Origin of the sequence: Halomonas garicola, from assembly GCF_031935715.1 — a bacterium.
GTDB classification, from domain to species: Bacteria; Pseudomonadota; Gammaproteobacteria; order Pseudomonadales; family Halomonadaceae; genus Vreelandella; species Vreelandella garicola.
On sequence record NZ_JASSZF010000051.1, the window covers coordinates 1 to 10,027 of the forward strand.

13 protein-coding genes are annotated in these 10,027 nt (G+C 65.3%); 7 read left to right on the plus strand and 6 right to left on the minus strand.

Features of this window, described 5'->3' with window-relative positions:
- The coding region (locus RS027_RS13005) for a hypothetical protein (protein WP_311957624.1) at window positions 1-293 on the plus strand (293 nt) is incomplete at its 5' end.
- 131 nt (window positions 294-424) lie between these two features.
- Here RS027_RS13005 and RS027_RS13010 read toward each other — a convergent pair.
- The gene (locus tag RS027_RS13010; protein ID WP_311957626.1) at window positions 425-991 is read right to left on the minus strand and encodes a cold-shock protein; all 567 of its coding nucleotides are present in this window, start codon (window positions 989-991) and stop codon (window positions 425-427) included.
- A 156-nt stretch (window positions 992-1,147) separates the two neighbouring features.
- Between RS027_RS13010 and RS027_RS13015 the strand changes: the two genes are divergently transcribed.
- Entirely contained in the window at window positions 1,148-1,396 is a 249-nt protein-coding gene (locus RS027_RS13015) for a SlyX family protein (RefSeq protein ID WP_311957628.1), read from the plus strand.
- Window positions 1,397-1,422: 26 nt separating this feature from the next.
- Here the strand turns inward: RS027_RS13015 and RS027_RS13020 are convergent, their stop codons facing one another.
- The 5 genes from RS027_RS13020 to radC all read right to left on the minus strand — a co-directional run bounded on the left by RS027_RS13020 (window position 1,423) and on the right by radC (window position 4,948).
- On the minus strand, window positions 1,423-2,613 hold the full coding sequence (locus tag RS027_RS13020; RefSeq protein ID WP_311957630.1) for a class I SAM-dependent rRNA methyltransferase: 1,191 nt from the start codon (window positions 2,611-2,613) through the stop codon (window positions 1,423-1,425).
- A gap of 31 nt (window positions 2,614-2,644) precedes the next feature.
- Window positions 2,645-3,466, minus strand: a complete 822-nt coding sequence (gene mutM, locus RS027_RS13025; RefSeq protein WP_311957632.1) for a bifunctional DNA-formamidopyrimidine glycosylase/DNA-(apurinic or apyrimidinic site) lyase — start codon at window positions 3,464-3,466, stop codon at window positions 2,645-2,647.
- A 115-nt stretch (window positions 3,467-3,581) separates the two neighbouring features.
- The gene (gene rpmG / locus RS027_RS13030; protein ID WP_189518268.1) at window positions 3,582-3,737 is read right to left on the minus strand and encodes a 50S ribosomal protein L33; all 156 of its coding nucleotides are present in this window, start codon (window positions 3,735-3,737) and stop codon (window positions 3,582-3,584) included.
- A gap of 78 nt (window positions 3,738-3,815) precedes the next feature.
- Window positions 3,816-4,052 carry a 50S ribosomal protein L28 gene (gene rpmB / locus RS027_RS13035; protein WP_311957635.1) on the minus strand — a complete coding sequence of 79 codons (237 nt, stop codon included), beginning with the start codon at window positions 4,050-4,052 and terminating at the stop codon, window positions 3,816-3,818.
- Between the two features lie 221 nt (window positions 4,053-4,273).
- Window positions 4,274-4,948, minus strand: coding sequence for a RadC family protein (radC, locus tag RS027_RS13040; RefSeq protein WP_311957637.1), 675 nt, complete (start codon window positions 4,946-4,948; stop codon window positions 4,274-4,276).
- Window positions 4,949-5,079: 131 nt separating this feature from the next.
- Between radC and coaBC the strand changes: the two genes are divergently transcribed.
- From coaBC to slmA, 5 genes are all read left to right on the plus strand, one after another.
- Window positions 5,080-6,372 carry a bifunctional phosphopantothenoylcysteine decarboxylase/phosphopantothenate--cysteine ligase CoaBC gene (gene coaBC, locus RS027_RS13045; RefSeq protein WP_311957641.1) on the plus strand — a complete coding sequence of 431 codons (1,293 nt, stop codon included), beginning with the start codon at window positions 5,080-5,082 and terminating at the stop codon, window positions 6,370-6,372.
- The gene (gene dut / locus RS027_RS13050) at window positions 6,369-6,833 is read left to right on the plus strand and encodes a dUTP diphosphatase (RefSeq protein WP_311957644.1); all 465 of its coding nucleotides are present in this window, start codon (window positions 6,369-6,371) and stop codon (window positions 6,831-6,833) included. Before coaBC ends, dut begins: the two co-directional genes overlap by 4 nt.
- 77 nt (window positions 6,834-6,910) lie before the next feature.
- On the plus strand, window positions 6,911-8,317 hold the full coding sequence (locus RS027_RS13055) for a phosphomannomutase/phosphoglucomutase (protein ID WP_311957645.1): 1,407 nt from the start codon (window positions 6,911-6,913) through the stop codon (window positions 8,315-8,317).
- Window positions 8,318-8,351: 34 nt separating this feature from the next.
- A complete protein-coding gene (gene argB / locus RS027_RS13060; RefSeq protein WP_311957646.1) occupies window positions 8,352-9,251 on the plus strand; it encodes an acetylglutamate kinase in 900 nt (299 codons plus the stop codon).
- Between the two features lie 20 nt (window positions 9,252-9,271).
- Window positions 9,272-9,880, plus strand: a complete 609-nt coding sequence (gene slmA / locus RS027_RS13065) for a nucleoid occlusion factor SlmA (protein ID WP_311957648.1) — start codon at window positions 9,272-9,274, stop codon at window positions 9,878-9,880.
- Window positions 9,881-10,027: the final 147 nt, after the last annotated feature.

Sequence of the window (10,027 nt, forward strand, 5' to 3'; positions counted from 1 at the left end):
GGGCCTGCATGGGTCTCCTTCGCATGTTGTTGTGTGTCGTAACTCACAACATGCATGACTCATGCAGGCTTTTTCAATCCTATCATGCTGATTTTATTACCCATTTCATGGGGATTCCTCAGGGCTTATGCCCGCCAACCCGTGTCATTTGTCCGCAGCAGCGGCGCCCTCCTGTGGGACGAACAGGGCACGAATACCTGGACGCCATTGCCGGTGTTGCGATCACCAGCCTGGGGCACAGTCAACAGGCCCTAATAAAAACAAGAATTCTGTCAATTACCTCGCTGCAGTGAAGCCGTATGTCGGGCTTCATTCGCAACTGACGCTTAAAAAAATCCGGGCCGCCTAGCAACGCAAAAACCCCGCCGGAGCGGGGTTTTCGTCTTGGGGCACGTCTTTTTTATGACGTGTGCTATGACGGGCGCTATTCGATGATGCTGACGTCGTCGGCCTGCAGGCCCCGCTCGTTGCGGATCACCTGGTAGCGTACCACCTGGCCCTCATGCAGCATTCGCGGGCCGCGCCCGCGAATGGCGCGGAAGTGGACGAAAACGTCTTCGCCGCTGTCCCGGGTAATAAAGCCGTAGCCCTTGTTGGTGTTGAACCATTTGACGTCGCCTTCTTCGCGCCCGTCGTCGGGGTCGATGACGTTATCTTCATGATCGAACTCGTCTTCCTCGACCGGCTCGGGCGCCGATGGGTGCGCGGCGGGCGCCGGGCTCGCTGCCTCCTTCACCGAGGCGGGAGGCGCCCGCACGACCATGGGCGGCGCCAGCGCGGCAGCGGCGACGGTGCCCACGCAAAGCAGCACAAAACAGCTCAGCGCGGTGGCAAAATACACGCCGGCACCGCCAACCAGGGCAAGTTCGGCAACCCACTCATTGATGAGCGGCGCGCTGACCAGCTGAAAAATGCCCGTCAGCAAAAACGGCGCCGGCGCGGCCAGTAACAGGCTGATGAGAATACAGCGCAACACGACTTTTGGATTCATGGATAGAAAAAGCTCGCTTGTTGTATAGATGACAAAGGAAGGACAATACGTCGTCCCGATACGCGACATTTACCGCTTTACACGGCGGCCAATGCCGTTTTCGACCGGCGGCGTAAAGGCGCCGCCGGCCATACTCTACAAGACTGCGATGTTATCATGCCCCACGACCTGTCGCCTGCCGCCCTGGGCGCACGCCTTGACGCCCTGGAGTCCCGCCTTGCCTTCCAGGAGGACTGGCTCGACACCCTCGACCAGGCCGTTATCGAACAGCAGCGCCGGCTGCAGGCGCTGGAAGAGCTTAGCGCTCTGATGCGCGAGCGGCTGCGCGAATACGGGCGAGCCGATAGCGACGCGGCGGGCACCGCCGGGAGCGGCCCCGAACACGAGGTGCCGCCGCACTATTAGCCAGCGGCCGCCCTATCAGAGAGGGGCTAGTCGCGGAACACGCGCACGCCCAGCGCCTTGAGGGCCGACGTTTCCGCAATGGCCGGGTGCACCGGATGGTCGGCCGCCTGATGCCCCTGGAAGATCACCTGGCCGTGGCGGTCCTGATGGCGCACCGCGCCGCGCACCACGTCCATCAGCCGCTCCGGCGCCAGGTGCATCGACGACGAGGCCGACAGCAGCAGCCCGTCCCGGCCCAGCAGGCGCATGGCTTCGCGGTTGTAGCGGGCGTAGGCACGCTCGCCGCTGTTGCTGTCCCGGCGCTTTCTGATCAGCGCCGGCGGGTCCACCACCACCACGTCGAACTGCTCGCCGTCGGCCTTCAGCGCGGCCAGCGCCTCCAGAGCATCGCCCTCGCCGATGGCCACCTGCTCGTGCACGCCGTTGAGCTCGGCGTTATGCGCCGCCTGCTCCAGGGCACTTCCCGAGGTATCCACGCACAGCACTTCCGAAGCGCCGCTGGCGGCGGCCTGGACGCCAAAGCCGCCCGCGCCGCTGAACAGGTCGAGCACGCGCTTGCCGGCCACGTGGCGGTTCAGCCAGGCGCGGCTGTCGCGGTGGCCGAAGAACCAGCCGGTGCTATCGCCGTCGAGCACCGGCACGGCAAAGCGCACGCCGTTCTCCTCGATCAGCACCTCGTCGGGAAGCGTGCCCCTGACGACTTCCACTTGGGCGTCTAGCCCTTCCTGGCGGCGCTCGCCGGTGTCGTTGCGAAACACGATGGCGGCAGGCTTGATGACCTTCTCCAGGGCATCGACGATCGCCTCGCCGAGCGCCTCCATCCCCGCAGTATTGAGCTGCACCACGACCACGTCGCCGAAGCGGTCGATCACCAGCCCCGGCAGCAGGTCGCCCTCGCCGTGAATCAGACGATAAAACGGCCCGGCATAAAGGCGTTCGCGCAGCGCCAGCGCCTGCTTGAAGCGGTGGACAAAAAGCGAACGGTCCACCTCCATCGCCGGATCCCGGGACATCACCCGGGCGCAGATCAGCGAGCCGGGGTTGACGTAGGCCACGCCCAGGGCGCGGCCGTTGGACGCCTCGACCCGGGCAAGCTCGCCGGCCTGAAAGGCCTTGAGCGGCGTTTCGCGGGTGTCCACTTCGTTGGAATAGATCCACAGGTGCCCCGCCTTCAAGCGGCGGTCGGCGTTTTTCTTGAGTCGCAGGGGTTGGCTCACGGGTGTCTCCCGAACAGAGGTGATACGGGGCCTAGCGCTGGCAGACGGGGCAGTAGACGCTTGCCCGCTGGCCCAGCGCTACGCGCTTTAGCAAGGCGCCGCAGCGCCGGCAGGGTTTACCCTCACGGCCGTAGACGTTGAGCCGCTGGGCAAAATAGCCCGGCTCGCCCTGGCCACTGACGAAATCGCGCAGGGTGGTACCGCCTTGGGTAATGGCTGCGGCCAGCACCTCCCGGGCGGCGCCGGCAAGGCGCTCGTAGCGCACCCGGGCAATGCGCCCGGCGGCCCGGCGCGGGTCGATCCCGGCAATGAACAACGCCTCGGCGGCGTAGATGTTGCCCACGCCCACCACCACGCGGTTGTCCATCAAAAACGGCTTGACCGCCATGCGCCGGCCGCGCGAACGCTGAAACAGCCGTTCACCGGTGAAGGCAGCCGAGAGCGGCTCCGGGCCCAGGTGCGCCAAGCGCGAGTCGTGCGCTTCGTCGGCCTGCAGCCAGTCGACAAAGCCGAAGCGGCGCGGGTCGTGATAGCGCAGCACCCGGCCGCTTTCAAGCACCAGGTCGATGTGGTCGTGCTTTTTCGGCGCGTCTCCCACCCGGGCTATGCGCAAACTCCCCGACATCCCCAGGTGCCAAAGCAGCGTGCCCTGGGCGCTTTCAAGCGGCAGCAGCAGGTACTTGGCCCGGCGTCGGGGCGTGCCCAGGCGCGCCCCTGTCAGCCGGTCGGGCAGATCCGCGGGCACCGGTACGCGCAGGCGCATATGGCGCAGGCGCACCTCGGTGATTTCTCGCCCCGCGATAAAGGGAGCAATCCCGCGGCGGGTGGTTTCCACTTCGGGCAGTTCGGGCATGGCGTCAGGCCGGCACGGCAGTGGTGGGTGACAAGGCGGCAGGCATGCAAAAACCCGGCACGAAGCCGGGTTTTGCAACAGGTCCTCGCCTGCGGAGAAAGCCGATCAAAAGCGCTTACTTGATCTTGGCTTCCCGGTAGATCACGTGCTTGCGTACCACCGGATCGTACTTCTTGAACTCGAACTTGTCGGGGGTATTCCGCTTGTTCTTGTCGGTGGTGTAGAAATGGCCGGTACCGGCGCTGGATACCAGCTTGATCTTGTCGCGCATGGTGTAACTCTCCCAAAAAATCCTGACTCAACACGTCTGGCCGGAAAAGGGCCGGCCCAACCCCGGGTTAAAGGCGTATCAGAACGCTTCGCCGCGCTTGCGCAGATCGGCAAGCACGCTGTCGATACCCTTCTTGTCGATGATGCGCATGCCCTTGGAGGAAACGCGCAGCTTGACGAAGCGGTTTTCCGACTCGACCCAGAAGCGGTGCGAATGCAGGTTAGGCGCGAAACGACGACGCGTTTTACGCTGGGAGTGAGAAACGTTGTTACCGTATACCGGGCGCTTGCCGGTAACTTGACAAATATTGGACATGAGAGTCTCCAACCGCTTGGCGAGTGGTGCAAAACCGTTTTCAAAAACGTCGGGCAGACCGGAGCAGGGCGGCAGCCGGCGCTTGATCGCCTCGACTTTCCCAGGCCCGCTATTCAACCCAAGTTCTTTCAACCTAAGTTCAAAGGGGGCACTTTATACCAGAGACCGCCAGCCGCGGCAAGGAAAACCGCGTTTTCACCGCGACGGTCACGAGCCTGAAGCTACATCCAGCCGCGCTCGGCAAACGATACCACCTCGCCGTCGCCCACCACAAAGTGATCGAGCACGCGGATGTCGAGAAGCTCCAGCGCCTCCTTCAGCCGCCGGGTGATGCGCCGGTCGGCGTCGCTTGGCTCGGCCACCCCCGACGGGTGGTTATGCGCAAGGATCAAGGCCCCGGCGCCAAGCTCCAGCGCTCGCTTTGCCACCTCCCGCGGATACACCGAGGCGCTGTCCAGGGTACCGCGAAACAGCGACTCAAAGCGGATGATCCGATGCTGGGTGTCAAGAAACAGCGCGGCGAACTCTTCGTGGCCCAGGTGGCGGAGCTGGGCGGTCAGGTAGTGGCGCACCAGCGCCGGCGACGTCAGCGCGTTGCCCCTAGCCAGCTGGCTTGCCAGGTGGCGGCGCGAGAGCTCAAGCGTCGCCTGCAGCTGGGCGTAGGTGGCGCTACCCAGGCCCTTGACCGCACAAAACGCCTGCTGGTCGGCCTCAAGCAGCGGCCTCAGCCCGCCAAACCCGGACAGCAGATCCCGAGCCAGATCCACCGCCGAGCGCCCGGGCACGCCCACCCGCAAAAAGATCGCCAGTAGTTCGGCGTCCGACAGCGCCGGCGCGCCCAGCTGCAACAGCTTTTCCCGCGGCCGCTCGCCTTCCGGCCAGTGATTGATCCCCATACCCCCTCCCCGCCGCTTTCCCTGGCGCCGATCCATGGCAATGCCCCGGCATTACCCTTGCGCTCAGCATGCCAAAGCGGCGACGCAAATGGTATGGTAGCCCCCTTGAAAGACAAAGGTGTATTCCTGCCATGGCTGCTTTGACCCTATCGGGCAAGCGGGTGCTGCTGGGCGTCAGCGCCGGCGTTGCCGCGTATAAAAGCGCGCTGATCACGCGCCTGCTCAAACAGGCCGGTGCCGAGGTGCGCGTGGTCATGACCGCCGGCGCCGAGGCCTTTATTACGCCGCTGACGCTACAGGCGCTATCTGGCGAGCCGGTACGCACTTCCCTGCTCGACCCCGACGCCGAAGCCGGCATGGGCCACATCGAGCTTGCCCGCTGGGGCGACGTGCTGCTGATTGCTCCGGCCACCGCCGACCTGATGGCTAAGCTTGCCCACGGCTTCGCCGACGATCTGCTCACCACTCTGTGCCTGGCAAGCGACGCCCCCCGGCTGATCGCCCCGGCGATGAATCAGGCCATGTGGCGAAGCCCTGCCACCCAGCGCAACGCCGCCACGCTCATCGAAGACGGCTGGCAGCAGGTGGGCCCCGACGCCGGCGACCAGGCCTGCGGCGACACCGGCTTTGGGCGCATGAGCGAGCCCGAAGCCATCGTTACCGCCGTGGAAGGCTGCCTGGCTCTGACCCCGCCGGCAGCGGGCGTCGACCGCCCTGCCGGCACCCGGCACGTCGTCATTACCGCCGGCCCCACCCGGGAAGCCCTTGACCCGGTGCGCTATCTTTCCAAGCACGTTTTATCCAACCGTAGCTCGGGAAAAATGGGCTTTGCGCTGGCCGCCGCCGCGCTTGAGCAGGGAGCGCACGTTACCCTGATCAGCGGCCCGGTGGCGCTTGCCACGCCCCCGGGGGCTCAACGCATCGACGTCGCCTCCGCCGCCGAGATGCACCGGGAAGCCCTGCGGCTGGCCCCAGAGGCCGACGTCTTCGTCGGCTGCGCGGCGGTGTCTGACTACCGCGCCGCCGAGGCCGCCGAGCACAAGCTCAAGAAAACCGCCGACGAGGCGACCCTGACGCTGACGCTTGAGAAAAATCCCGACATCATCGCCGACGTCGCCGGGCTTGAGCCCGCACGGCGCCCGCCGGTGGTAGCGGGCTTTGCCGCCGAGACCCGGGACGTCAGGCGCTACGCCGAAGACAAGCTCGCCCGCAAGGCGCTGGACATGATCGTGGCCAACGACGTCTCCGCCGCCGGGCTGGGCTTTGGCAGCGACGACAACGCCGCCTGGCTTTTATGGCGCACGCCCGAGGGCAGCGCAAGCGAACATCAGCCGCCTCAACCCAAGACACAGCTGGCTCGGACCGTAATTCAGCGCGCCCTTGCGCTGCTCCCCGGCCGGCCAGACACTCGGGAGACCCCATGACCGCTGCCCCCCGCTCGCGCCTGGAATGCCGGCTGCTCGACGAGCGCCTGCGCGACTACATGCCCGCCTACGCCACCCAAGGCTCCGCCGGCATGGATCTGCGCGCCCTGCTCGACACCCCGCTGACCCTCAAGCCCGGCGACTGCCAGCTGGTCCATACCGGCCTTGCCATTCATCTTCGCGACCCGGGGCTCGCCGGCATGATCCTGCCGCGCTCGGGGCTCGGTCACAAGCACGGCATTGTGCTGGGTAACCTCGTGGGGCTGATCGACGCCGACTACCAGGGCGAGCTGATGATCTCGGTGTGGAACCGCGGCCCGCGCGCCTTCATCGTCGAGCCGTTCGAACGCCTGGCCCAATACGTGGTGGTCCCCGTGGTCCAGGCCGAACTCGACGTCGTGGACGACTTTACCCCCAGCGAGCGCGGCGCCGGCGGCTTCGGCAGCACCGGCGCGCACTAGGCTTTGGCGCGCTTTATCGCGCCCCGCTACCTATTCAAGCCCTGTTTTTCAAGCCCAGCTTTCAACCAGAGACGACCATGCCCCACCCCACGCTGAACGCCTCCATTTTCCGCGCCTACGATATCCGCGGCATCGTTGACGACACCCTGACCGATGAGGGCGTAACGCTAATCGGCCACGCCATCGGCAGCGAAGCCGGCGCCCGGGGCGAGACTACCGTGGTCGTCGCCAGAGACGGCCGCCTCTCCGGCGAGCGCATGCAGGCCGCGCTGATTCGCGGGCTGACCGCCGCCGGCCAGAACGTGATCGATATCGGCATGGTGCCCACTCCGGTGCTCTACTTTGCCACCCACGTGCTCGACGGCACGGCCTCCGGCGTCATGGTCACCGGCAGCCACAACCCGTCGAACTACAACGGCTTCAAGATCGTGCTCGGCGGCGAAACCCTCTCCGGCGAGGCCATCACCGCGCTGTACCGGCGTATTGTCGACGGCGACCTGGCCTATCCTCACACAAACCACGGCGAAGGCCGGGTGAGCGAAGACGACCTCCGCGAGGCGTATCTTTCCCGGATCGTCGGCGATATTAGCATCAAGCGCCCGCTCAAGGCCGTAGTGGACTGCGGTAACGGCGTGGCCGGCGAGCTCGGCCCCGAGCTCATCCGCCGGCTGGGCGTGGATACAGTACCGCTGTTCGACGACATCGACGGCACCTTTCCCAACCACCACCCCGACCCCGGCAAGCCGGAAAATCTCAAGGACCTGATCGCCAAGGTAAAGGAGACCGACGCCGACATCGGGCTGGCCTTTGACGGCGACGGCGACCGCCTGGGCGTGATAACCCCGAGCGGCAAGCTGATCTACCCCGACCACCTGCTCATGGCCTTTGCCACCGACATGCTCGGCCGCAACCCCGGGGCGAAAGTCATCTTTGACGTCAAGTGTACCGGCAATCTTACCGGCGTCATCGAACGCGCCGGCGGCGAGCCGGAGATGTGGCGCACCGGCCATTCGCTGATCAAGGCGCGGATGAAGGAAACCGGAGCGGCGCTGGCCGGGGAAATGAGCGGCCATGTCTTCTTCCGGGAACGCTGGTACGGCTTTGACGACGGCCTCTACGCCGCCGCGCGGCTGGTGGAAATACTCGCCGGCCAGAACGCCGATGCCGACACCTTCTTCGCCGGTTTCCCGCTGGACGTGGGCACCCCGGAAATCAACATCGAGGTCACCGACGACACCAAGTTCACCCTGGTCGACAAGCTTGCCCGGGAAGGCGACTTCGGCGAAGGTATCAAGACCACCCTCGACGGCATCCGCGTCGACTACCCCGACGGCTGGGGACTGTGCCGCGCCTCGAATACCACGCCGGTGCTGGTGCTGCGCTTTGAAGGCAAAACCGAGGCGGCACTTGCGCGCATCAAGGGGCAGTTTGCCGCCGCGCTGCAGGCGCTCGACCCAACGCTTGTTCTGCCCGCCAGCCGTTAGCGCCGCCATTACCGTAGCCCCAAAGAGAACGCAGATGAACGCAGCCAGTCACGATCCCCAGGTCGTTGTGGAAGTGCTAACCGAGGCGCTTCCCTATATTCAGCAGTTTTCCGGCAAGACCGTGGTCGTCAAGTACGGCGGCAACGCCATGACCGAAGACACCCTGATCGACTCCTTCGCCCGCAACATCGTGCTGATGAAGGAAGTTGGCATCAATCCGGTGGTGGTTCACGGCGGCGGCCCGCAGATCGGCGAGCTGCTGGGCAAGCTCAACATCGAATCGCGCTTTATCAACGGCATGCGCGTCACCGACGATGAAACCATGGACGTCGTTGAGATGGTGCTCGGCGGGCTGGTCAACAAAAGCATCGTCAACCTGATCAACCAGTGCGGCGGCAAGGCCATCGGCGTGACCGGCAAGGACGGCGCCCAGATCCGCGCCCGCCAGCTCCAGGTCAAGCCCCAGGAGCCCGAACACAGAGCCTCGGAAATCATCGATATCGGCCACGTCGGCGAGGTGGAGTCGATCTCCACCGACCTGATTGAAATGCTCGCCGCCCGGGACTTCATCCCGGTGATCGCCCCCATCGGCGTCGACGACAGCGGCAAGAGTTACAACATCAACGCCGATCTGGTGGCCGGCAAGGTGGCCGAGGCGCTCGCCGCCGAAAAGCTGATGCTGCTGACCAACGTCGCCGGGCTTTTGAACGCCGACGGCGAGGTGATGACCGGGCTTGCCACGGAGCAGGTCGACGCGTTGATTGCCGACGGCACCATCCACGGCGGCATGCTGCCCAAGATCCGCTGCGCGCTGAACGCGGTCAAGGGCGGCGTGCAGAGCGCGCACATCATCGACGGCCGCGTTCCCCATGCGGTACTGCTGGAAATCTTCACCAATGCCGGGGTGGGTACGCTGATTACCGATACCGAATAAGGGCCAGGGAGGGCACGAGCATGAGCGGGAAACCCAAGCCAAATCGCCACGAGCAGATTCTTCAGGCGCTCGCCCAGATGCTGGAAGACGACCGCGGCAAGCGCATTACCATCGCCGCGCTGGCTCAGCAGGTGGGCGTATCGGAGGCCGCGCTGTACCGCCACTTCCCCAGCAAGGCGCGCATGTATGAAGGCCTGATCGACTTTATCGAGCAGAGCCTTTTTACCCGGGTCACCCGGATCACCGCTGAGGTGCCCGACGCCGAGGGCCGCTGCGGCGCCGTTGTCTCGCTTTTGCTGGGCTTTGCGGAAAAGAATCCCGGGCTTGCCCGGGTCATGGGTGGCGATGCGCTGACCGGCGAAACCGCCCGGCTGCGCCTGCGCATCCACCAGCTGTTCGAGCGCCTCGAGCTTGCGCTCAAGCAGACGCTGCGCGAGGCCGAGCTTAACGAAGGCCGCCGCCCCGGCATCCCCGCCGCCGCGGCGGCCAACCTGCTCATGGCCCACGCCGAAGGGCGGATCTCCCAGTACGTGCGCAGCGACTTCAAGCACCTGCCCACCGCCTACTGGGACGACCAGTGGGCGCTGCTCTCGGCCAGGCTCATGCAGCCGGCGGCGCGAAGCGCTTAAGCCCTCTCCGCCCTGGGCCAACTTCTAGGGTCTGTTGACGTTTCATGGCAGGGGTATTGGCAGGATAGGGGCAAGCTCACAGAATAAAGGTTCCTAAGCCAACAAACTGCAAGCCTGCCATGCCCCGACAAATGCTCACGGATGAAC

Bases quoted from the DNA above. Each gene is read 5' to 3' on its own strand.
- RS027_RS13010 (WP_311957626.1), bottom strand. From the start codon at position 991: ATGAATCCAAAAGTCGTGTTGCGCTGTATTCTCATCAGCCTGTTACTG.
- RS027_RS13015 (WP_311957628.1), top strand. From the start codon at position 1,148: ATGCCCCACGACCTGTCGCCTGCCGCCCTGGGCGCACGCCTTGACGCC.
- mutM (WP_311957632.1), bottom strand. From the start codon at position 3,466: ATGCCCGAACTGCCCGAAGTGGAAACCACCCGCCGCGGGATTGCTCCC.
- rpmG (WP_189518268.1), bottom strand. From the start codon at position 3,737: ATGCGCGACAAGATCAAGCTGGTATCCAGCGCCGGTACCGGCCATTTC.
- rpmB (WP_311957635.1), bottom strand. From the start codon at position 4,052: ATGTCCAATATTTGTCAAGTTACCGGCAAGCGCCCGGTATACGGTAAC.
- radC (WP_311957637.1), bottom strand. From the start codon at position 4,948: ATGGGGATCAATCACTGGCCGGAAGGCGAGCGGCCGCGGGAAAAGCTG.
- coaBC (WP_311957641.1), top strand. From the start codon at position 5,080: ATGGCTGCTTTGACCCTATCGGGCAAGCGGGTGCTGCTGGGCGTCAGC.
- dut (WP_311957644.1), top strand. From the start codon at position 6,369: ATGACCGCTGCCCCCCGCTCGCGCCTGGAATGCCGGCTGCTCGACGAG.
- RS027_RS13055 (WP_311957645.1), top strand. From the start codon at position 6,911: ATGCCCCACCCCACGCTGAACGCCTCCATTTTCCGCGCCTACGATATC.
- argB (WP_311957646.1), top strand. From the start codon at position 8,352: ATGAACGCAGCCAGTCACGATCCCCAGGTCGTTGTGGAAGTGCTAACC.
- slmA (WP_311957648.1), top strand. From the start codon at position 9,272: ATGAGCGGGAAACCCAAGCCAAATCGCCACGAGCAGATTCTTCAGGCG.